The sequence below is a fragment of the Paraburkholderia sp. A1RI-2L genome (genome assembly GCF_048957375.1).
Taxonomy (GTDB): Bacteria; Pseudomonadota; Gammaproteobacteria; order Burkholderiales; family Burkholderiaceae; genus Paraburkholderia.
This window is the reverse complement of the sequence record NZ_JARBTA010000005.1, coordinates 37,044-60,409: the sequence shown is the minus strand read 5'-3', so window position 1 is coordinate 60,409 and position 23,366 is coordinate 37,044. Positions and strand designations below refer to the sequence as shown.

Here is a 23,366-nt window from a genome sequence, read left to right as displayed (position 1 = left end):
CGTCTTCGCGCTCAGGATTCCTTGTCGCGATCCGTCTTGTCGGCATGACGGAAATCCTTCGAGTGGATGCCGTGCTTCTTGAGCAGCATCTGTAGATGCGAGCGGTTCATGTCGCAGCGGCGCGCCAGCTCCGCCACGGTGCCGCCGGTTTCATGCAGGCCGCGTTCGAGAAAGGCGCGCTCGGCTTCGTCGCTCGCGGCGCGCTTCGCGTCGCTGAGGGAGAGCGGCGCGCCCAGCGCGTGCCCATCGACCTCGCGCAATGCCGCAAGCACGGGCCCGGGCCGGATATCGTCGGGCAGATGTTCGAGGTCGGCGGTGTCGCCCGCGAGGCACGACAACCGATAGACGACGTTGCGCAACTCGCGGATATTGCCAGGCCACGCATAGGTGAGCAGGAAATCGCGCAGCTTCGGTGTAAGCTTCACGGGGCGGCGCTTGAGCTGGCTGGCCGCCTCGTCGCCGAACCACGAAATCAGCAAGGGAATCTCGTCGCGGCGCTCGCGCAACGCGGGCAGCGTGACATGAATGACGCTCAGGCGGTAGAACAGATCCTCGCGAAACTGCCCTTGGGCGGCCAGCTCGCGCAGGTTCCGGTTGGTCGCGGCCACGATGCGCGTGTCCACCGCAATCGGCTCGTCGGAGCCCACGCGCTGGATCTCGTGCGCTTCGAGCACGCGCAGCAGCTTCACCTGCCCTTGCAGCGGCAGCTCGCCGATCTCGTCGAGAAAGATCGTGCCGGTGTGGGCGCTCTCGAACTTGCCCTTGCGGTCGCTCGACGCGCCTGTGAACGCGCCTTTACGATGGCCGAACAGTTCCGATTCGAGCAGGTTGTCCGGAATCGCGCCGCAGTTGACCGAGATGTACGGCCGCTCCGAGCGGGCGCCATTGGCATGGATCACCTTCGCCATCAGCTCCTTGCCGGTGCCGCTTTCGCCGTCGATCAGCACGGGCAGGTCGGTGGGCGCCGCTTTTTCCGCCACTTCCAGCGCCGCCAGCAGCTTCGGGTTGTCGCCGAATATGCCTTCGAAAATGAAGCTGCGCGCCAGGAGCGCCTCGCGCCGCCGGTGCGCGGAGGGCGAGAGCGCCTCGGGCTTGTCGAGCGATTCGGGCGCATCGGATACATCGGACAGATCGGCCGCCGCCTCGATGAAGCGCTCCTTGCGCGAAAGCTGCATGACTTCGTCGCGCAGTGCGTTCGACTGGTTCAGGAGCTTCTCGATCTCCGCGCGTTCGAGCCGCGGCGCCCAGCGCAAGGTGGAGCGCAGGATCTCGATCTTCTCGAGCAGTCCGGCATAAGAGAGCGTGGAGCTGCCGAATCCATGCGGGTCGAAGAGTTTCATGTCGCACTCAGCTGTTTCTGGACGAGCTGGTAGTACATGCCCTTGCGCTCGACGAGTTCTTCGTGCCGCCCCTGCTCCACGATGGCGCCTTCGTAGAGCACGAGGATTTTATCGGCCCGCATGATGGTGCTCAGGCGGTGCGCGATGATGAGCGCCGTGCGGCCCTGGAGAATATCGTGCATGTTCGAGAGGATATTGCTTTCGGATTGCGTATCGAGCGACGAGGTGGCTTCGTCGAAAACGAGCAGGCGCGGGTCGTGATACAGCGCGCGCGCGATGCACAGGCGCTGGATCTGCCCGCCCGAGAGACCCATGCCGCGCTCGCCCACCACCTGTTCATAGCCGAGCGGCATCTTGCTGATGAACGCGTGCGCGTCGGCCATGCGCGCCACTTCCTCCATGCGGCGCCAGTCCGGGCTCGGGTCGCCGCAAGCAATGTTCTCCGCGATCGTGCCTGAGAACACGAGGTTGGTCTGCATCACATAGCCCACCTGGGCGCGAAAGTACGCGTGGTCGATCGCGCTCATGTCGTAGCCGTCCACGTTGATCTTGCCTTCCGTGGGCGCATAGAAACCCACCAGCAGCTTGGCGAGCGTCGTCTTGCCCGAGCCGCTGCGCCCGACGATCGCCACCATCTGGCCGCGGCCGATCGAGAAGCTGATGTTCTCCAGCACATAGGGCGTTTCGTTGCCGCCATAGCGGAAATACACGCCGTTGAATTCGATGTCGCCCTGCACGTCGGGCAGCAGCACGCGCGAGCCGAGATCGGCGGGCTTTTGCTCGGGCTCGATGTCGAGCACGTCGCCCAGGCGCTCCATGGCCACCGCTGCATCGTTCATGAGGCTCCAGAGGCCCACGAGGCCCATCAGCGGCGCGAGCACGCTGCCCATGAAGGCGTTGAACGCAATCAACTGGCCGATGCTCAACTCCCGATCGAGCACGAGCGTGGCCCCCACCCAAAGAATCACCACCGTGGTGGCGGCGTTGAGCAACTGGCTGCCGAGACCCACCAGAATGTTGAACGCCTGCGCGCGATACTGCACTTCGAGCGACTTCGCGTACTTGCGCTCCCACTTCAGGCGCACCGCTCTTTCGATGCCCATGCCCTTTACGGTCTCCACGCCGCCGAGCGTTTCCATCAGCATCGAGCGTGCGTCCGTCGATACGGCGAAGACCTCGCGCGCATAGCGCTTGATGCGCGGCGTGGCGATCGCGGTGAGCGCCATGATCGGTATGACGAAAGCAATCAGCAGCAACGTGAGCTTCACGTTGTAAAGAAACATGATCGTGAAGTAGATGAAAATCATCAGCAGATTGAGCGCCGTGGTCACCGTCGATTCGGTGAGGAACGCGCGGATCGTCTGGTTCTCCTGGAAACGCGCGAAGATATCGCCGGTTTTGCGGCGCGCGAAGAACGAGAACGGCAGCGACATCGTGTGCTTGAAGAATTGCGACATCATCGCGAAGTCGAGACTGCGCACCATGAAATTCGATAGATGCGCGCGTATGGTCGCCATCAACTGCGTGAACACGTGCGAGATGACGAGCCCGACGATCAACAGATGCAACAGGCTCACGTTCTGGTGCACGATCACGCTGTCGAGAATATTCTGGATGATGAGCGGCGGCACCACCCCTAACATCTGGATCACGAACGTCGCGAGGAAAAGATGCGCGAGGATCTTCCGGTACGGCAGCAGATAGCCGATGAAGCGCACCCACGGCGAGCGTGACGCCACTTGCGCGCCCGTGGTTTCGCCGGCGGTGAACAGCAGGCATGTGCCGTTCCAGCCGCGCTCGAACGCTTCCACGCTCAGCTTGCGAAAGCCCAGCGCCGGGTCGGCCACCCTCACCCACTGCTTCGACACGCCATAGACCACGATATAGTGGTAGCCCTCCCAGTGCGCGATAAAGGGCAGCTCGAAGCCTTGCAGCGCCTCATAGGTGCACTGCACGCCGCGCGTGGTGAAGCCGAGCGCCTCGCCGGTGCGCGCGAGGCTCTCGAGCGTCGCGCCCTGCGTCGTCACGTTGGCGAGATCGCGCAGCTTGCCCAGCGTCATCGCAATGCCGTAGTGCCGGCAGATCATCGCGAGGCACGCCGCACCGCAATCCATCTCCTCCGCCTGCTCGACCAGCACGAAGCGCTTGATGATGCGCTCGTTGAATTTCGCATCCGCGCCGGTGTCGATCGCGAGCGGGTGGCGGCGGCGCTCCGCCAGCTTCTTCTGGCGCTGCAACTCGCGCTCGGTGAAGCGCACGCGTTCTTCCAGCACCTCGCGCAGCTTCGGGTTGCGTTCGAGCATGAAGTGCACGGTCTTCTCGGGAATCACGAGCAGCCGCACGTCGGTGAGCGCGGTCACGCTCGCTTGCTGGTCCTGGCGCAGCAAGCACGCGCGTTCGCCAAAAATCTCGCCCGCGCCCAGCTTGCCCAGCTGGTACACGTTGCCCTCTTCCTCGCGCGCGATGCTCACTTCCCCCTGACGCACCACATAAAGCCGCATGTCGCCGCCCGCGCCCTGACGCACGACCTCCTTGCCCGCGCTCACGCGCTTGACGCCGACACTCGACACATATTCTTCGAGCTCTTCGCGCGAGAGCTTGCCGCGCAAATCGAACAGCCGCGAAACGAAGCCGCCCGCGGAGCTGATCGCCACATAGCTCGTCACGAACGACTGCGCGGCCGGGTTCGCGGCCAGCAACGGTTCGAGCGCCGCGCGCGGGATGCAGAGCACCTCGGTTTTCGCGGAGGCGCGCACCGAAACCTCGTGCCAGTAGTCGCGCAGCATGGCGATTTCGGCGAACACCTCGGGCGCCTTTCGCACGCCGAGGCTGGTCTCCTTGCCGCGCTCCTCGGCGATCAGGCGCACGGAGCCCGAGCGAATCACGTAGAGTCCGGCCGCAGGGTCGCCGCGCTTGCACAGCGTGTCGCCGAACGCGTAGCTGCGCGTTTGAACCTGCGCGGCGAGACGGTCGAGCTCCTCGCGCGAAAAGAGCGAGAGCGGTTCGACCGTTGCGAGAAACTCCGCCAGCGTGGGTACGCTAGCCGGTGCGGGCGCCTGGGTATCCATCTGCGGGGCTCTGCGTGCTTAGTGCCTAATGCGCGTCGATGATGTGTTCTTGCGCGCGCTCGGCCAGCCATTCCTCGCGCAACAGCCGGCGCACTTCGGAGGAGACGTCCGCATCCAGCGTCGCCGGATGGTTCGCACTCACGCAGAAGATCTCGAAGAACGAGCCGTCGGGCGCGGGGAAGGGCCCGAGCAGGTCCCCCACCTGCGCGTTGAACACCTTCGCTTCGATGTCGGTCTTGAGCGAGCCGCGCAGCACCTTGCCGATCACGCCGCCGCGCTCGCTCGTATCGGCGATCGAGTGTTCGCGCGCCATTTCGCCGAACGCCTGCGGGTCGTCTTCGAGAATCGACATCACTTCGCGGGCCTTGCCTTCGGAGTCCACCACGATATGGCTAACCTCGATGCTGTCGAACTTCGGCGAATTGAGCTTGAAATAGCTTTCGACGGCCTCGTCGCTGCAGATCTGGTCGAAGGTCTTCTCCTGATAGAGGGTGTCGGTAATGAAGCGCTCGAACTCGTCCAGGCTGATGCCGAACACATCCAGATAGCGATTCATGTCCGCTGCGCGATGCAGCCCGCGCACGCGGCGGAACTGGTCGGCACGCTGCTGGATTTCGTCGGCGCTCACCTGCACGCCCATTTTCTTCGCCGCGATGACGGTGAGCCGGTCGCGCACCTGCTGCTCGACCAGACTCTCGAACTGCCCCGTGAGCTTGAGCACCCGGATGAAATCCTCCGTGCCGATCACCTCGTCGTCGATACGTACGATTGCCGTCATCTCGTTCCCCTGAGTTTCAGATCCTGATTCGTGAGTTCCGGGTTGCGGCCGCCCACCCCGCGAGCTTCAGCCCGCGACCTGCCGGAACGGGTCCAGCGCGAAATCGATGAGCCGCCGCTCGCGCACGACGATCTCGGCCGTCGCCGTCATGCCGTAGCGCAGCGGATACGTCGTGCCCGCAATCGAAAAGTCATCGCGCGCAAGGCGCACGCGCCCTTCATAAACAGGCTCGTGCGTTTGCGCCTGGGGCTTGGTGGCCGGCGAAATATATTCGAGCGTGCCATCCACCACGCCATAACGCTGATAAGGAAACGCGTTGAACTTGAGCTTCACGGGCAGCCCTTCGTGCAGGAACGCCCGGTCCTGCTCGGCAATCGCCACCTTCACGACCGGGCGCGCGTTGGCAGGCGCAATGCCGCCCAGCGGTGTGTTGGCCTGAATCTTGTCGCCGGGCTGCGTGGTGGTCACGTCCGTGATGACGCCCGAGACCGGCGCGAGCACCAGCAGGAAGTTGTCCTTGTCGATGTTCTCGAAGCGGATGCGCGCCGCGGCGTCGGCGGCCAGCCGCGCCGTCTGCACCTGCAGGCGCAGCTTGCCCTCGGTATTGGCGATTTCGCGCTCGGTGGCATCGTATTCGATGCGCAGATTCGTGAGCGTCTCGGCACTGCCCTGAAGCTGCGCCTTCGCCTGCGCGAACTCGTGGCTCGTCTGCGCCTGCAGCGCGGCAAGCCGCGCCTGGGCAATCCGGTAGTTGTTGTCCGCCTGCAAAAACGCGCTGCGCTTTTCTTCTACCTGGCTTTGCGAAATCCCTCCGCCGCCGGGCAGCGCAAACAATCGCTCGTACTTGTCCTGCTCTTCCTTCGCGAGGTCGCGCACGTGGCGCGCGTTGTCGATGTTGCCGCGCGCTTCGTCCAGCTGTGCGTTCTCGGCCTGCTGCAGCTTGCTCGTGCCTTCCGCAACGCGGTTTTCATGCGCTTGCTCTTCCACGTCGATCTGCGCCTTGAGCGCCTCGGCCTTGCGCACCATGAGCGCCTTCTTTTCGGGGAACTCCTTCCACTCGCGCTCGGCGTCGTCAAGCTTCAGGCGCGCGTCGAGCGCGTTGGTTGCCGCCTGGATCGCACCGCGCGCATTGATTCGGCCAATCACGTCGTCCTTCTCCACGGGCTGGCCCTCGGCGATATAGATATCGACCAGCTCGCCGTCCACGGGCGCATAAATGCGGCGCACCTCGGACTCGGGCGAGAGCGTGCCCGGCGCGCTCACGATCACATCCGCGCGGCCGACGAACGACCAGGCGAGCCCGCAGACCACGAGCGCCACCAGCGCGATGATGGTCGCCTCGATCAAGCGCCATGGCCGCGCGGTCAGGATCGCGAGGCCTTCCTCGCTGTGATCGTCGAGCGCCTCGCCAAGCGGCCGGGGCGGCTCGGGCGCAGCATGCACCGCCGCGCGTGACTGGAGCGTGTGCAGCGCCGCGCGCAGGCGCTCAACGAGCCGGGGCAGCTTCACCGTGGTCTCCTGCCGATGCGAGCCTTTCAAGCCGGGCCGCATGGGCCGCGAATTGCGGCGTGGCGAAGTGCGCCGCGGCGAGGCGCTCACGCACCGCCTGCACATGGCCGGCATGCGCCTCGCTGTCGATCTGCCGATACTGGTCGAGGTCGGAGCGCACGGCGTCGAGCCCGGCCAGCCGCGGGTAGCGTTGAGCGTAGTCGGCCAGCATCGCGGCGAGCGCGTCGAGACGGTCGCTCTCCAGCGCCTCGCCGATCGCCTGCTTGATGCGCTCGAGCGCGGCCACGTAGACCGAGTCGTCGCTTTGCAGCTTGCGCAAGTGGCTGAGCGCATCGGCATAGACCGTCGCAAACGCCGGCACGTAGGCCGAAATCCGGTCGAGTGCGCGCTGATGCTCGCCGGGGTCGTCGTTCCAGCGGCTCGTGATTGCCCGGATGGGCGCTTCGTCGCGATAGATGCGGATCGGCGCTTGCGGGCCGCCGCGCCCCAGCACGAACGACTGCAGCGCGCCCATCCAGCCGATGTTCTCCACGAGCGGCGCTGCGTCCGGGTTGTGGCGCGCAAGCGTGCGCATCGCCTGCACGATGGCTTGCGCGCGATCGAACGCATGCTCATTGATGGCGGCGATCCATTCGGGCACCTTCGCCTTGACGAGCGCTTCTGTCCCCATCGCGCGCCACGCAGCGTCGTCCGGGTAGCGTGCGAGGTGCTGATCGGCGATACGCGCCGCGCTTTCATATTGGCCGCTCGCGAGCAAGGCTTGCATATCGCGCTGCGGGGCGCCCTGGAAGTACGTCACGGCAACCAGAACGACGAGCGCGGCCAGCACGCCGCCGCCCCACCAGCCAAGGCGGCGCATGTCGATGCGCCCGCTGCCGCCCAGCGCTTCGCTCAACTCGCAGAGAAACACTTCGAGCCGGCCGCGCCGGCGCCGCGCGTCCGGCGCCGGTTCGGGCGCGCGCGCGGGCGCATCGGGGTTGATCTCGTCGTCCTGCGCGGGCACCGGCGTGCAGAAGATGTCGAGAAACGAGTGCGCGGTGCCGACGAACGTGGTGCGCTCAGGATCGAACACACCATCGGTGCCGGAAGCGGCGGCGGCATGGGGATCGCCAGCAGGCGCGACCGCGCCGGGCTGGCGCGTGGCCGTGACGGTGGAATCGGTTGACGACGCGCTTTCGAGGCCGACGCGGTAAGCGAAGTGGTCGCCGCCGAACGCGAGCCGCTGACCTTGTGCCAGCCGCACTGCGTGCTCGGCGAGGCGCTGCCCGTCAACGAACGTGCCATTGGTGCTGTCGAGGTCTTCCACGTATACGGCGTCGTCCTCGGCGTAGATGTGCGCGTGGCGCCGCGAGAGGTAGTTCACCTGATGCGGCCAGGCCTCGCGATACTGGGCGAAGGTCTCGTCGGCCTTGCTCACGAGAAACGGAAAACTGCTGATGACGATCGGCTGCAAACCCAGATCGCCGCGTTCAGGCGTGAGCGTCACGATGGCCGAGCGCACTGCCGCGCGCGCCGCGCGAGGGACGAAACCCACGCGGTATCTGAGTGTGCCCGCAAAGCAGAGCTCGTCGCCGTCTTTCAGGACGTGGGGCTTCTGCGTGACTTCGATACCGTTGACCGCCGTGCCGTTCTTGCTGTCCAGGTCGGCCACGTAGGCCACGCTGCCTTCGCGGAAGATGCGCGCATGACGGCGCGAAACGTCGACGACCAGTTCGGGCCGCGCGGACGCGAAAGGCGGCTGCGTGCGCCCCACGGCGAACAGATCCTTGTCGATGCGGATCTCGCCCAGTTCCGGATGGGATATCGGCCGAAGCACGATATCGAAGGTCCGGTCGAGTGTGGTCTGCCTCTCAACAATCGGAGCGGCACTCGAAGCGGCAATCGAAGCGACGTCAGGCACCATGATTCCGCCAACGATCAGCATTGGTCCGCCAGACTGCACGCAGCATGAGCGCTGCGTGCGCACAGGCGATCCGTGTGAAGCCGCGCGCCCTGCACATGGCGATCGGAGTGTGAGAAAAGTGTAGGCGACGGATCGCGGGAATCAAACCACTGGCGCGTCCCGCCACGTTGCGCGTGCTCACCCTCGCTCACCTTGCCGGGGCTGCGGCCACAGCCGACGATGCCACGTTGGTCACTTCGACAGCAGGCCACCCGCCGCCGATTGCCTTATAGAGCGTGACCGTGTCGCTCAGGATCTGTTCGTGATTGGCGAGCAGCGATAGCTCCGCGGAAGCGAGCGAACGTTCGGACTCCAGCACTTCGAGCTGCGAGACGAGCCCTTCCTTCAACTGGGCCTCCACCTGTGCCGCGACCATGCGCAAACGCTCGTTCTGCTGGAGCAGCTCGGTGCGCTGCTTTTTGTGCGCGTCGAGATTCACGAGCGCATTTTCGACTTCCTCGAAGGCCGTGAAAACCACCTGACGATACTGCTCTTCAGTCACCTTGCTTTGCGCCTCGGTCGTCTTGATGTGCGCATGCACTCCCGGATCGAACATCGGCAGGTTGATGCTCGGCATGAAGCTGAAGGTGAAGGCCTTGAACAGGTCGGAGAGCGAGAATGCGGCCGTGCCGCCGCGCCCCGTGAGACTGATGGTCGGCAATTGCGCGAGCCGCGCGGCGCCCACTTCATCATACGATTCGAGAATGCGGAACTGCGCGGCCACTACATCGGGGCGGCGTGCAAGCAACTGGGCGGGCAGCCCCATCGGCACGTCGGGCAGCTTCACGCGCTGGCGCAACTGGCCCGCCGGCATCTTGAACTCGCCCGCCGGCATGCCAATCAGCGTGGCCAGCGCGTTTTCCTCGGTATCGCGCGAGCGGTGCAGCTCGAGCAGCTCGTTCACGAGGCCGTTGATTTCGGCGCTCTGGCGCAGCACTTCGGTCCTCGGCGCCACACCATTTGCATACATCTGCTCGTAGATCGTGAGAATTTGCTTGTTCTTGTCGAGCGTCTGTTGCTCCTCGCGGATTTGATCGTCGAACTGGAGAATCTGGAAATAAGTGGTCGCCACATTCGCAACGAGCGTGAGCCATCCCGCACGCCAATCCGCCTCGCTCGCGTGGTATTCGGCCTTCTGGGCCTGCACGCCTTTTTCGACCTTGCCCCAGATGTCGATGTCCCAGTTCAACTGCGTGCCGACGCTATAGGTCTTCGTGAGCTTTTGCCCCGTGCTCTTTTCGTAATCGATACCCGCGCCCGCATCGAGCGTGGGCAGCGCGCCGGCCTGCACTTCGCCGATCTGCGCACCGGCCACGCCAATGCGTGCCGCGAGAATCTTGATGTCGACGTTGCCCGAGATCGCCTTGTCGATCAGCGTGTTCAGGTACGGGTCGTTGAAGGCTTTCCACCATTGCGCGTCGACCGTATCCGCCGCGGAAACAGCGCCGTGCGCGTGCGCCCAGGTTTGCTTGGCCGGCATGTCGGGGCGGTGGTAAGCAGGCGTGCTGAGATCCGAGCAACCGCACAGCAGCGCCGCACTCAATCCCGCCAGGCCCATGAAGCGCGCCAGCAAACCCATCGTGCTGCAACGTGCAGGTGCGGGAAACGGCGTGTGCAACGGCGTGTGCAACGGCGAAAGCGGTGTGTTCACGATCGACTCCTTGAGCGGAACGCGACGGCGAGGCGGTATGGGATGGGAAGCGAAGGCGGTGACGTGGAAGCGCTTTCGCTTCCACGTCTTGCAGCAGGATCAGAAGAAGTTGATCGTGTTCTTCGCCGTCTGCACCGGATTGACCGACGAATGGATGCCCGATACGAACGCCACATCGTTGCCAGTGTTGCTCACGATATTGTTGGTCTGGCCAATCAGCTGTTCTGCGCTGAACGTGGTGGTGTCGATCTTCACGCTCGGCGCCGGGTAGTAGACCGGCAGGCCCAGGTAGCCGCCGCGGACGGCGCTCATGGAACGGCAGTCGAGTTCCCGGGTGGCGCTCAGATCGGCGATCATCAGCTTGCTCATGACAGTTCTCCAGATAGGTAAGGTGCCAGGTGTTGGCGTTTGAGCTGCAATGTTGCGGGCTCGCTTCCATTAATGCATGAGGCGTGCCAGTTGCGCGGCCGCGCGCCGGCAAAGCCACGCAACGCCCGCTGCATAGGGACTTCGCCGATGTTCATGGGTGTGCCGAACACCTGAACCGATGCTCATGGGCCACGCGCGCTGATGGGCGCGCGCCAACTCAGTACGCGAATTGTGTTGGCGCGGCGCCGACACTGAAGCGCCGCGTGTTGAGCGGGTTGCTGCGTGAGGTGCCGAAGCGGGCAGCGGATGTGATGACGCATGGCGCCCCGGCGCGCTTCATCGCGCGCGCCAGAGCCCGTCATTCGACTTCGTACGGATCACTTAACGTATACGGTGATCTTCTTCGAATAGATCGGTGGATTGTGCGGAATGTGATGAGCGTCGCCCATCAGCAGCTGGAGCGTGTGCTTGCCGGGCGGCAGCTGGATCGTGGTTTCGGTTTCGCCCGCGCCGAAATGCAGATGGTTGCGGTCCGAGGGAATGGGCTGATCCATTGGCGGCAGGTCGGTGTCGATCAGCAAATGGTGATGCCCGGTGTTCTTGAACTCGACGTCCTTGGGCGCCACGCCCATGTAGCGCAACCCGAACCAGACGCGAAACGGTTTGCCGGCCGGCATCACCTGGCCGTTGTTGGGCCAGCCGATATAGGCGATGGCCTTGGGGTCGGCCGGGGTCGTGCCCGCGTGCACCGCGCCGCCGAGGAGCAGCACGAGGCTGGCCGCAAAAACACGGACAAAGACAAGAATCCTGTTCATGGCATGCACTCCCGCATCTGGCTGCAAACAGCCAGTAAGCCCTGCTCCGCTACTTCACCGTGATCGTGATCTTCTTCGAGTACACGGGTGGATCGTGCGGCACGTGGTTGTAGTCGCCCATCAGCAACTGCAGCGTGTGCTTGCCCGGGGGAAGCTCGATGCGGGCCTCCGTTTCGCCCGCTCCGAAATGAAGATGATTGCGGTCCGACGGGATCGGCTGGTCCAGCGGCGGGAGATCCGTGTCGACGAGCACGTGATGATGGCCCGTGTTCGCTCGGTTCACGCCCTTGGGGCAGACGCCCATGTTGCGCAAACCCATGCGTACCCAGAACTTGCCGTTTGGAATCGTTGCTCCGTCCGGTGGCCAGATGATGTAGACCTCGGCGCCCGGCGGCGATGGGGTGCGCTCGGCAAACGCCAGACGCGGTATCAGAACAACCGCTGCCAGTGCCAACAAGGTTTTTCTTCGTTGCATCTCGTTGCTCCTTCTGCGGCGATCCGCACGCTGCCTCGCGATCCGGCGCGTGATGTACAGCTTAGGTCGGATTCCCCCGGATGCACATATATCGGCGCGTGTGCGCCGCCTTCGTTTCAACCGCTTCATTCATCTCATGCATCGCCCGCACGCGTGCTATTTTGTAGTTGTATACGAACAGTGTTTGTGTCTGTACCCTGAAGCGTCAATAAGGCAGCACACCCTCTGCATGAGAAGCCGATGCCTTCCAGGGTTTTCCTGATTTGCTGCGGGTTTGCTCCTGATGTTGCTCCTCGTGTTGCGTGATAGGGAGAACGAACATGTGGCGGCGATTGGTGCCTGTGTGCCTGTTGGCCTCGCTCAGCCTGAGCTCGGCGACCCTCCCAGCCATGCCGGCAACGCATGACCGTCCGGCTCCGGCAAGCACGCTGCACGCCGTGGCGCTGCGAGCGCATTTCAGCTACGCGCGCGCGATACCCGCTGTCCATTCCGGTAACGGTTTTGCCGTCAGGCGCGTTGGCCTGATGCCCAAGGACACCTCGGAAGAGTACGAGATCACGTTCTGGAATTCGGTCAAGGACAGCCAATACGCGAGCGACTACGAGGCGTACCTGAAGGCGTATCCGAACGGGCGCTTCGCGCCGCTCGCCCAGGCGCGTCTTGCACGCTTGCGCGCAATGGCATCGAAAGCGCCCGCTGCGCCAGCAGCACACGAAGCGAGCGGTGCTGCCAGCGCGGCACCCGCGCCGGCCACGCAAGCGAAGCCTCCGCCTCCCGCAACCGCACCGCCGGCCACGCAAGCGAAGGCCGCTCCCCCTGTAGCCACGTCGCCATCCGCGCAAACGAAGGTGCCGCCAGCCGCAGCCGCACCGCCAGCCGCACAAGCGAAGCCAGCGCCCGCCGCCGCAGCCGCGGTTCCCGCAGCAGTTCAAGCGGCGATGCCTGCGAAGACCAATGTCGCCGCCGTCAAGCCGGGCCCGCACGATATTCAGGACTGCCCCGCTTGTCCGTTGTTGATCGCAGTAACGCCGGGCAACTTCATGATGGGCAACGAAACCGACGACCCATCGGAAAAACCCGTGCACCGCGTAACGATTGGCCACGGCTACGCGCTCGCGAAATATTCGGTGACCGTGGCGCAGTGGAACGCGTGCGTCAACGCCGGCGCTTGCCCGCGCTTGTCGAGCGATAGCAACGCCGCGCCGAATGCCCCCGTGCGCGACCTGAGCTGGGACGACGCGCAGCAATACGTGAAATGGCTCTCCAGGATCAGCGGCAAGCCCTACCGCCTGCCGACCGAGGCCGAGTGGGAATATGCGGCGCGCGGCGGCACCGCAACGCGCTACTGGTGGGGCAACGAGATGCGCAAGGGCACGGCGAACTGCAAGGATTGCGGGCCGCCGTGGCGCGTGGAAGCCCCCGACGACGTCGGCTCTTTTGCGGCCAATCCCTATGGCTTCTACGACATGGCCGGCGGGGTCTGGGAATGGGTGAGCGACTGTTGGCACAACTCGTACAAGAACGCCCCCGACGACGGCCGCTCGTGGGACGAGCCCAACTGCCAGACGCGGGTAATCCGCGGCGGCTCCTGGCGAGACGGCGCAGGCTATATGCTGAGCGCCACGCGTTTCAAATACGACAGCAGCGTGCGTTACAACGCCAATGGATTTCGTGTGGCGCGGGACATGCAATAGCGTGTGCCATAGCGCGGCCACGCGGTGCAGGTGTCCTCAAAGACAGTCCGAATCATGTAAGCACACCCGTAAGGATTCGATTTCCATACGTGGAGACGCAGCATGGCTTGCGATGTTTCCCTCACCCGCCGAACCTTCCTCAAGGCCATGGGCAGCGGCGCATTCACGGTCTCGGTGAGTTCGATCACGGCGTTGACCGGCGCGTGTTCTGCGCAGCGCGCACAAAGCGAACCCGCCGGAACGATTGGCCCGGGCACCCACGCCACGCCAGAAGCCGCGGCACCGGAGAAAGCCGTGAATGGCATGCCCGCATGGGCGCCGAAGCCCGGCAAGGCGCGCTGGCGTATCGAAGGCGTGCGCAAGGTCACGGGAGCGAAGATCTACGCGCGCGACTTCAAGGCACGCGACTTCGCGGGATGGCCGAAACAGGAAAACTGGCTATACGCGCTGCGATGCAATTGCATCGACAAGAAGGTCGAGGGATTCGATCTCAGCGTATTGCCTCGCGAGCTTCGTCCCATTGCCGTGATATCCAACGAGACGCTAAACGACAATCACATTTATCTCTCGACCAAGCCGGATCCGAGAAAGAACAAGGATATCTATCTTTTTGCGCAGCCAGGCGAGCCGGCGGATTGCTACGGTCAGCCCGTCGCCCTGTTGATCTTCGAAGATTTCGATACCTGGCGCCGCGCGAAAAAGCTGCTCGAATTCAACGATGCGGTCATTCGCTATGGCGCACCGGTATCGCGGGACAACCAGCCGCCGCCCTTGTTTTCGTTGCCCAAACTCTATGTGCGCGACGACGACAAATCGTTCTCTAACATCCACATGGTTACGGACACCAATGGCAACCCAACCGACGCGTTCCGCAGCCAGAGCAAAACCGTGAGCGACGAGATTCGCGCGCTGGCGAGGCGCAATGTCGAAAGCAGCGCCTGGCGCCAGTTCGACGGCGCGTTTCAGACACCCGCAATCGACCCTGTCTTTCTGGAACCGGAAGCGGGACTGGCCTGGTATCAGCAGGACGCCGGCATGCTGCAACTGGTGCTCGGCACACAATCGCCACGCGACGACGCCACCTCTGCCGGCAGCCTGTTTGCCAATAGCAAGATCCATATCGATCACGTGCATGTGACCGGATGTTATCCCGGCGGCGGCTTCGGCGGCCGGGACAAATCGTACTTCCCGCTCTATCTTGCGCTTGCGGCGCCGTTTGCGAAGGGGGCATTGCGCTGGCAACAGTCACGCTACGAACAGTTCCAGGTAGGCCTGAAACGATCCGAAACCGAATTCACGGAGTCCATCTGGGTGGACCGCAATGGCAAGCTCCAGGCATTGGACAGCACGTTCAAGCTCAATGGCGGCGGCAAGGCCAACCTGTCGGGCGCCGTGGGCGACCTCGCGGCGATGAGTTCGATGAGTTGCTACGACATTCCGCGCGCGATTGCGCAAAGCTCGGTGACCTGGACGCCCGAGGTGTTCGGTGGTTCTCAGCGCGGCTTCGGCGGCCCGCAAGCCTTTCTGGCCATCGAAACGTTGCTGGACGAGGCCGCCCAGTCTCTGCACAAGAGCCCATTCGAGATTCGCCGCGACAATCTGCTTGTCAAAGGCCGTGGCAAGACGCTGACCGGCGCGCCCATTCTGTTCGACCTGCAACTCGAAGAACTGCTGAACCGGCTCGAAACTCACTCGCTGTGGCGCAACCGGGAAAGCACCCGCGCGCAAAAGCGCAAGCAAGGATTGCGATATGGCGTCGGGCTCGCCATGTCGAATCAAGCCTACGGCACCGGGAAAGACGCTGTGTTCGCGATGGTGCAGATTCAGCCGGATGCCGACGTGCGCGTGCTGACGCACTACACCGATATGGGCAATGGCGCGGCGACCACATTGGGACTCGCACCCGCCACCTGGCTCGGGCGCAACGCGCAGGAAATCGTGATGAGCGAGGTCGAGGCGTTCGCCTCCATTACGGATTTCAACTACCGGGCGCTCGGCCAATGGCCGGACGACAGCCGAAGCTATCCCATTTCCGGGCCGTTTGGGTCGTCGAGCGCGTGCCTCGGGGCATTCCATCACTATCAGGCCGTGGATCGCGCGGCCATGGTGCTGATGTTGCAGAGCGTGCTGCCCGCCGCGCGCCAGATATGGGGCAACGCGCGCATTGCGCCGCAAGCGCTCAAGTGGACGAACGGAAAGCTGACGGCCCCTGGCCGCCCGTCACTCAGCTGGTCCGCCTTGCTCGACGAAATGGAACGCATGCAGCTGCCCACCGTGGCGGCCGTCCACGTGACCTACGCGGGCGATTTCTGGAAACGTCAGTACACCTTCAAGTCCGGAGCCGCCGAGATGGATTGCGACTTCGTGGCTGTCGGCACCGATACACACAACCTCAAGCCGTTGCCTCACGGTGCGCTGATCGCGCCGCACGACGCAGTGGGATACGGCCGGACCAACTATGCGCCCGCTGCTGCGCTGGTCGCGCTAAGCGTCAGCCCAGCCAGCGGACACGTCAAGATCGAGCATGTCGTCACCACGCTCAGCGCCGGCCGGCTGATTTGCCCTGAGATCGTCGAAGGTCAATCGCAAGGCGCTGTTGCAATGGCGATCGGCAACGTGTTCAGCGAAGCATGCCCGCTCGGCGACCAAGGCCCCGGAAACGGCAAGTGGAATCTGGACCAGTACCTGATCACGCGCATGACCGACGTGCCGATCCAGGAACTCATCACGCTGCCGCCGCCCGCGGACAAGGATCGCCATGGGGCACGCGGCATCGGCGAGGCCGTCATGTGTCCCATCGCGCCCGCGCTGCTCAATGCGCTGGCCATGGCAACAGGGCGCCGCTTCAGGCAAACACCGGTGACATCCGGGATGATTCGGGAGGCACTGGCATGAGCGGACGTGCGGTGCAGATTCACGTGAACGGGCAAGCGGTCACGGTTCCAGCGGCCGATGCCGATATGAGCCTCGCTGAATTCCTTCACGAACGCATGGACTTGACGGGCACCAAAGTGTGCTGCGGCATCGGCGTATGCCGTGCGTGCACCGTAGGCATGCGTAGCGGCCAGGACGCGTTGATGGAAAAAACCCTGGCATGCGTGACGCCCGTCAGCGCCGTTGCAGATCAGTACATCTATACCGTAGAGAGCCTCGCGCAAGGGGCCACGCTCTCGCCGCTGCAACAGACCTTCCTCGAATCCTTCGCGTTTCAATGCGGGTACTGCACGCCCGGTTTCCTGATGGCGGCCACCGCCATGCTCGAACATTTGAAGGCCTACGGCACCGGTCAACTCGAAGCGGCCATCGATACCTGGGTGGGCGGCAATCTGTGCCGCTGCACCGGCTACGTCAAGTACCGCGATGCCATCCGCAAAGTCGCGCAACAGCAGATGAAAGTCGGAGCGTGACGATGCGCCGCGCGATCCGGCTATTCGCCCTGGCCTGCATCATGGCCATGCCGCTTGCGGCCTTGGCTCGCGAACAGACATTGCTCGAATACGCCGAGCAATGCGCGAAGGAAATCGGCGCAATTCCCGCCTTCGACTGCAACGACGGAACGGACATACCCATTACGATCAACGGCAAGCCTCCCGCGAAAAATGAATCTCCACGGCTGTGCGACAAGCCCTCTTTACTTCACCCGGACTCCGAAGTAACGGGACAGTGCATCCCGTATTCGAAAATTCTGAATCTATCGCGCGGCAATACGCAGATCGCCGCGTACTGCCGTCGCAACACGCTGCGCGCCGACACGAATCCAAACTATGACGAAGTCGACATCGTCATGCATCACTCCGGCAACGGCAAGACCTGCTGGTTCCAATCGGCACCCGCTTCGGGCACGAAAGGATTCGATGCAACCCGTGTGCCGCCGCCCAACGAGAAGAGGCCGCCGCCAGGCCGTCCCTCCGCGGTCGAATTCTGGATGAGTCCCGCAAAGGTTGCCGCGGAGAAGCCCACCTGCGTGTCCTGCCACGATGCCGGACCGTTTGTCTTCAGCCCGTATATCGGGCAGGTCTGGGACAAGGTTCCCGCCGACCCATGGGGCAGATATTCGAACATCGGCGCGGCATTTTCATCGCATCGCCTCACGACGATCACCACACCGGGCAACGCCTGTATCGGCTGCCACCGGATAGGCAGCGAGAAGAGTTGCACGGCCTATATCGGCCTTTCGGCGGGCAAGCTTTCCGCGCCTGGGAACGACACGCTCGCCAACCGTTATCCGCTTAGCCACTGGATGCCGACCGACAACACCATGAGCGAGGCGCAATGGAATGAGGCAAACGTGAAATCGGTCGAGGCCTTGCTGGCCTGCTGCAATGACAAGGCACACAAAAACCCGAACTGCAGCTTCAGTCCCGTTCCAGCAAATTCGAAGGCGAGCTACGGTAAATGACGCCACGATCTGTTTCGAACGCAACGACGCCATTTTGTCATTGCAATTCCAGCCTCTGCCCCCCGAGCCGCCATGCGATATTTTCGCGCGCGCGCACCTCGCAGCGTGAATGGAAGTAATCGGTCAGGTAGATGCGTGGCCGCGCGAGCAAGCCTCGCAGGATCTTGCTCTCCTGCAAGGCGTAGGCGTGGTCGTCAAGGTCCGGGCGTTCGGCTCTCAGGCGCATGCCGTCTTCCTGAAACCGGCGACGCGGTGCGCCGAGCGCCGCGAGATCGATATCGCACGCAAAGCGCGAATCCAGTTCGACTGGAACGTGGCTGTGCCGGGTCGCGAGAATCGCGTCGCAAATGCGCTCACGCATCACCATGCGGTCGTCGGCCCAGCGCAGCACCCAGTCGACGCTGCACTGTTCGTTATCCTGAGCGCCGGGCACGTATATCACGTCGTGGCACCATAGGGCCAGCTCAACGACATCGCGGCGCTCAATGGCATCGCGCGCCAGATCGAAATCTCGCAGGCAGCGTCGAACGTGACGCAACGTATGATAGTGACGGCACGGTTCCCCATAGCGACGCACGAGATCGGCATACACGGCGTCGGCGTGCTGCCCCCCGTTGCGCAACCACAACTCGACGAAGCGCTCCTGCCTCAGGTTCACCCTTGCTCCTTTGCGCACCGCGCGTCCTGGCACCGGTCTTGCGCAGCCGCCATCGACAGCCTCAGAGAAATTCCTTGCGAATGTCGATGCTCGAGCGCTGGCCTATATCGACAAAGTGCCTGGCGAGCCACGCATCGGCTTCCTTTCGGCCGTTGTCCCGCAGTTCGCACAGGAAATTCCAATCCGCGTTGTACTTGCTCGATACGCTGAGCGCGCACATTGCCGCGTCGGAGCGGATCGAATGAATCAGCATTTCCTTCATTTCTTCGCGCGCGAACTTACCCTTCTGGATCAGATCGGTAACGAACGCAATCGCGCGCATTTCGCGCATCAACGACGAGTTGAAACTGATTTCGCTGATCCGGTTAAGAATCTCGGCCGCCGTGACCGGCACCCCGCGCCGCACGAGCGGGTTGATATGGACGATCACCACGTCGCGCGTCTTGCAGTGATAGATCAGCGGATAGATGGCAGGGTTGCCCATATAGCCGCCATCCCAGTAGTGCTCGCCTGCGATGGTGACCGCCTGAAACAGCGTCGGCACACAGGCGGAGGCGAGCACGGCGTCCGCGCAAACGTCCTCGCCCGTGAAGAGGCGGATCTTGCCCGTCTCCACGTTGGTCGCGCAAAGGTATAGCAGGATCGGGCACGACTTGCGCAGCGCCGCAAAGTCGACCTGGCGTTCAAGAACTTCCCGCAGCGGATTCAGGTTGTGCGGATTGAACTGGTAGGGCGAGAACATTCGCAGCATCATGTCGGCGAACGCATAGAGCGGCGAATGGTCGAGCCCGAAGCTGTGCGACCCCTTGAGCCACGGCACCCAGCGCAGCGGGTTATAGCGTTCCGCCGACTCGGCAACCGCATGCCAGAAGTCGTGCAGTGCCTCGCGCGCGCCGCTCTCGCCGCCCTTCAACAGCCCGTACGCCAGCACGGCGCCGTTCATTGCACCGGCGCTCGTCGCGCTTACGCCTTCGATCGCGAGTCTTTTGTCTTCGAGCAGGCGGTCGAGCACGCCCCACGTGAACGCGCCGTGCATCCCGCCGCCCTGCAATGCCAGCGCGATCTGCTTTGGCGCTGCGGGATCGTTGTCTCTTTCACGGCTTGCTGTCTGCTTCGTCGCCATGGGTCGCCTCGCTGGCGGGTTAGCCCCGTCCTTCGTCGTTTGTTCGCACGTTGCTCGATGCTAGCGCGTCGAGCAACGCCTTGGCTTCTCGCAGATCGCCGGTGTCGAAGCCCTCCGTGAAGTGGCCGACAGTCTCGGACAGCACCTGCCTTGCCTCGCCTGATCTGCCTTCACGCTGCCACAGACGCGCGAGACTCGACGCCGCGCGCAGCGCCAGTGAGTGGGCACCTTGCGCGCGAGCCACGGCAATCGCCTTGAGAAAGCAAGCTTGCGCGTCTTCGCTGGACGAAGGCATGCGTTCGTCCTCGCTCAACGCCGCGAGCAGCAGGGTTCCCTTGAGCCGATGCAATTCAGCCTCGTAGAAACGCTCACCGGTTGCCTCTGTGATCGCCATGGCCGCATCGAGCGTCTGCAGGCCGCCCGGTATGTCGCCGGCCCGCCACTGGCACTCGGCAAGCAAGGCCAGAAAGTAGGAGCGATGTTCCTCGCCACCCGCTGACCGTTCGGCGTCCAGCCCCCGGCGCAACTGGGCGAGGCCCTCCTGCAGGCTTCCCGGTTCGATGCGCGCCCAGCCCGACAAAATGGTGCCCCACGCGAACCAGTACGGCAAATCGTGCTCTGTCGAGACGGTGATGGCCGCTTCGGCTCGCTCCTTCACCAGCGCAGCCTCGCGCCGAAGCTGATGCAGCTCGGCTGCGTAACCCAGCGTGAATGCCAATGTCGGCCCGTAGGCGTGCCTCTGCGCGAGCACGAGCGCCTCCGTGCTTCGCTTGAGCGCCTGATCGGGATAGCCCTGCAGCCAGCGTATCAAGGACAGGAAATTCAATGCCCGGCTGCCGGGGTCCACGCCATGCGAGACGGCATGGGTCCGATGCCGCTCGGGATCGTAGAGGGTCAGCGCCTGCTCTTCGTGCGCGGCAGCAGCGTCCAGTTCGCCCAGCAGGAACAGGCAGGCACCGAGTGCACCGTGTGCCTCCATGAGCCAGTCCAGATCCTTTGCCTGCTGCGCCATGCGCAGCATCTGCTCGCCCAGATCGCGCGCCACCGCGTACTGCGCACGCGTCATGTTATGAATTCGCAAGCCAAGGAGCGCCGCAAAAAGCTGCGGCACCTCGCCGAGCTGTTCACCGAGCTGCCGGGCTCGCGTGTAGGTCGCCGCCACCTCGGGCGCCCCATAGCCGCGCACGTTCATCAAGGCGGGGCCCAGCGAGAGCAACAGCGTCAGCTCGCGCGACGCGCGGGCAGGCGTATCGGGCAATCGCTCGAGCAGACCCAGGGCGGCGCCGAGATGGTGCATGGCGTCCGGATGGGCGCCGTGCCTGAGCGCTTGCTGCCCGGCGCGGTGCAGGTATTCCACCGCCTTGGGAATGTTGCCGCTCAGGCTGTAGTGATGCGCCAGTTCGCTGCAGTAGTCCGCGATGCGCGCGGGGAACAGCGCCTCGATAGCCTTCGCGGTACGCTCGTGCAACACGCTGCGCCGCTCCGTGAGCAGAGAGTGGCCCGCCACCTCCTGCGTCAGCGCATGCTTGAACGAATATTCGACTTCCGGGTAGGCGGGCCGCTCGTAAATGAACTCCGCGGCTTCCAGGTGCGCGAGCAGCGCGCGCAGATCGTCGTCGGTGCGTGCGAGCTGTCCGTCGCAGATGCGCTGGACCAGGCTGAACGGAAACTCCTTGCCGATGACCGCGAGCGTTTGCAGCAGTTCCTTCTGCATGAGCGGGAGGCGGTCGATACGTGAGGCGAGCACGCCTTGCACCGTGGTCGGGATATGCAGCGCGGAAGGTATCCTGTCGACGCGATAACGCCCGGGCTCGCCGTGCAAAGTGCGCTCCTCCACGAGCGTTTGCACCACCTCCTCCATGAAGAACGGGTTGCCCTCGGTCTTTTCGAGGATGCGCTGCTTGAGCGGCAACAGCGAGGCATGCTCGCCGAGCAGCGCCGCGAGCAGCCCCTCGGCCTGCTCCGGCCCCAGCGGCTCCAGCCGGAGCTGGCTGCTGTCCCACGCCGGCTGGTACTCCGGCCGGTAGTTCACGAGCAGCAGGACACGGGTGCCCGGCACGCGCTCGACCAGGTACGCGAGGAACGCCTCGGTCTCCCGGTCCAGCCATTGCAGGTCCTCGAAGAGCAGCTCGATCGGCTGGCTTTGGCTCTCGCGCGTCAGAATCTGCGTGATCGCGTCGAAGGTCCGGTCGCGCCGAACCTTTGGATCCATGTCCGCGAGCGCCGAAGCGGATTCACCCGTGCCAAGCAGATAGAGCAGATAAGGCACCAGATCCTCGAAGCTGCGCTCGAGCGTCAACACCTTGCCGACGACTTTCTCGCGGCGGCGTCGCTCATCGTCTTGCGCGTTGATCTGAAAATAGCTCTTCATGAGCTCGATCAGCGGCAAATTGGCAAACGCCTTGCCATGTGAAACAGAAAACGTTTCCAGCACCAGACACCCTCGCCGCGAACGTTCCTTGAATTCATGGAAAAGGCGCGACTTCCCGACGCCCGCCTCGCCGACCACGGCGACGACCTGTCCACGCCCTGCCCGCGCCATTGCCAGCGCCCGGTCGAGATGGGCCATTTCAGCCTCGCGCCCGACGAAGCGCGCGAGACCGCGATGGGCCGCCAGTTGCAAGCGCGTGCGCAGCGCACCCGGACCCAGCACCTCGTACACGGGCAGCGGCTCGGGAATGCCTTTGACCTGGGCTGCGCCCAGCGGCTTGAACTCGAAATAGCCCTCGGCCAGTTTGTGGGTCGACTCGCTCACGAGGATCGACGTGGGCGTGGCGATGCCCTCCATGCGCGAGGCGATGTGGATCGTGTGGCCGACCGGATCGTAATCGGTGTGCAGATCGTCGGTGCGGATCGAGCGCACGACGACCTCGCCGGTGTGAATGCCCACGCGAATCTGCAGCGGGATGCCTTTCTCCAGACGAATGCGATCGCCATGCCAGCGCATTGCCTGCTGCATGCGCAGCGCGGCGAACAGCGCGCGTTGCGGATGGTCTTCGTGGGCGATCGGCGCGCCAAACAGCGCGAGGATGCCGTCGCCCAGGGACTTCGCGACGTAACCCTCGTAATAGTGGACGGCCTCCATCATCAGCGCCACGACGGGTTCGATCAGGTGATGGGCTTCTTCCGGGTCGAGACCATGAATCAAGGCCGTGGAGCCGGCCATGTCCGCGAACAGCGCGGTGATCGTCTTGCGTTCGCCTGAGGTCTCGTTTCTTGCTTCCATGGCGACGTGCTCAGCACGAATACGCTCAGCAAGATGATGCGGCGTGTAATGAATCGGCGCGGGCGGCGACTCCTGTGCCGGTGGCGCCAGCTCCGGCGCCTCAGTGAGTTGCGTGAGCTGCGCCCCGCATTCACTGCAGAATCGGGCGGCCGCCGCGGCCACGTACCCGCAACGGGGGCACGCGCGCGCGAGCAGCGTCCCGCACGCTTCGCAGAATCTCGCCTTGGCGGGATTCTCGAATCCGCAGTTTGTGCAGCGCATACGACCTCGTCGCAACCGGGAATCATCATGGGCCAATTATGCGCTGCATTCCCAGACG

The 23,366-nt window shown here is 63.9% G+C and carries 16 protein-coding genes; 4 read left to right on the top strand and 12 right to left on the bottom strand.

The window, feature by feature from the left end; genetic code table 11:
- Positions 1-11 precede the first annotated feature (11 nt).
- From PWP93_RS32980 to PWP93_RS32940, 9 genes are all read right to left on the bottom strand, one after another.
- Positions 12-1,340: a sigma-54 interaction domain-containing protein gene (locus tag PWP93_RS32980; protein ID WP_421047774.1), complete on the bottom strand. Its 1,329-nt coding sequence runs from the start codon at positions 1,338-1,340 to the stop codon at positions 12-14.
- A complete protein-coding gene (locus tag PWP93_RS32975; protein WP_421047773.1) occupies positions 1,337-4,408 on the bottom strand; it encodes a peptidase domain-containing ABC transporter in 3,072 nt (1,023 codons plus the stop codon). Before PWP93_RS32975 ends, PWP93_RS32980 begins: the two co-directional genes overlap by 4 nt.
- 25 nt (positions 4,409-4,433) lie before the next feature.
- The gene (locus tag PWP93_RS32970; RefSeq protein ID WP_421047772.1) at positions 4,434-5,186 is read right to left on the bottom strand and encodes a peptidylprolyl isomerase; all 753 of its coding nucleotides are present in this window, start codon (positions 5,184-5,186) and stop codon (positions 4,434-4,436) included.
- A gap of 66 nt (positions 5,187-5,252) precedes the next feature.
- Positions 5,253-6,629, bottom strand: a complete 1,377-nt coding sequence (locus PWP93_RS32965; protein ID WP_421048073.1) for an HlyD family secretion protein — start codon at positions 6,627-6,629, stop codon at positions 5,253-5,255.
- Positions 6,630-6,672: 43 nt separating this feature from the next.
- Complete coding sequence (locus PWP93_RS32960) at positions 6,673-8,598, bottom strand: FHA domain-containing protein (RefSeq protein WP_421047771.1); 1,926 nt, start codon at positions 8,596-8,598, stop codon at positions 6,673-6,675.
- Positions 8,599-8,785: 187 nt separating this feature from the next.
- The gene (locus tag PWP93_RS32955; protein WP_421048072.1) at positions 8,786-10,216 is read right to left on the bottom strand and encodes an efflux transporter outer membrane subunit; all 1,431 of its coding nucleotides are present in this window, start codon (positions 10,214-10,216) and stop codon (positions 8,786-8,788) included.
- A gap of 171 nt (positions 10,217-10,387) precedes the next feature.
- Positions 10,388-10,657, bottom strand: coding sequence for a hypothetical protein (locus tag PWP93_RS32950; protein ID WP_421025835.1), 270 nt, complete (start codon positions 10,655-10,657; stop codon positions 10,388-10,390).
- Between the two features lie 377 nt (positions 10,658-11,034).
- Positions 11,035-11,472, bottom strand: coding sequence for a DUF4399 domain-containing protein (locus tag PWP93_RS32945; protein WP_421047770.1), 438 nt, complete (start codon positions 11,470-11,472; stop codon positions 11,035-11,037).
- Between the two features lie 49 nt (positions 11,473-11,521).
- A complete protein-coding gene (locus tag PWP93_RS32940) occupies positions 11,522-11,947 on the bottom strand; it encodes a DUF4399 domain-containing protein (protein ID WP_421025837.1) in 426 nt (141 codons plus the stop codon).
- A gap of 389 nt (positions 11,948-12,336) precedes the next feature.
- Between PWP93_RS32940 and PWP93_RS32935 the strand changes: the two genes are divergently transcribed.
- The 4 genes from PWP93_RS32935 (at position 12,337) to PWP93_RS32920 (ending at position 18,040) form a co-directional block, all read left to right on the top strand.
- On the top strand, positions 12,337-13,641 hold the full coding sequence (locus PWP93_RS32935; RefSeq protein WP_421047769.1) for a formylglycine-generating enzyme family protein: 1,305 nt from the start codon (positions 12,337-12,339) through the stop codon (positions 13,639-13,641).
- 102 nt (positions 13,642-13,743) lie between these two features.
- Positions 13,744-16,536 (top strand): xanthine dehydrogenase family protein molybdopterin-binding subunit, encoded by a 2,793-nt coding sequence (locus PWP93_RS32930; protein ID WP_421047768.1) that lies wholly within the window; start codon positions 13,744-13,746, stop codon positions 16,534-16,536.
- The gene (locus tag PWP93_RS32925) at positions 16,533-17,048 is read left to right on the top strand and encodes a (2Fe-2S)-binding protein (protein WP_421047767.1); all 516 of its coding nucleotides are present in this window, start codon (positions 16,533-16,535) and stop codon (positions 17,046-17,048) included. The genes PWP93_RS32930 and PWP93_RS32925 overlap by 4 nt, the downstream gene beginning before the upstream one ends.
- A 2-nt stretch (positions 17,049-17,050) precedes the next feature.
- Complete coding sequence (locus tag PWP93_RS32920) at positions 17,051-18,040, top strand: hypothetical protein (protein ID WP_421047765.1); 990 nt, start codon at positions 17,051-17,053, stop codon at positions 18,038-18,040.
- Positions 18,041-18,077: 37 nt separating this feature from the next.
- Here the strand turns inward: PWP93_RS32920 and PWP93_RS32915 are convergent, their stop codons facing one another.
- From PWP93_RS32915 to PWP93_RS32905, 3 genes are all read right to left on the bottom strand, one after another.
- Entirely contained in the window at positions 18,078-18,698 is a 621-nt protein-coding gene (locus PWP93_RS32915) for a hypothetical protein (protein ID WP_421047764.1), read from the bottom strand.
- A gap of 61 nt (positions 18,699-18,759) precedes the next feature.
- Entirely contained in the window at positions 18,760-19,821 is a 1,062-nt protein-coding gene (locus tag PWP93_RS32910; protein ID WP_421047763.1) for a patatin-like phospholipase family protein, read from the bottom strand.
- A gap of 19 nt (positions 19,822-19,840) precedes the next feature.
- On the bottom strand, positions 19,841-23,308 hold the full coding sequence (locus tag PWP93_RS32905) for an adenylate/guanylate cyclase domain-containing protein (RefSeq protein ID WP_421047762.1): 3,468 nt from the start codon (positions 23,306-23,308) through the stop codon (positions 19,841-19,843).
- Between the last annotated feature and the right edge of the window lie 58 nt (positions 23,309-23,366).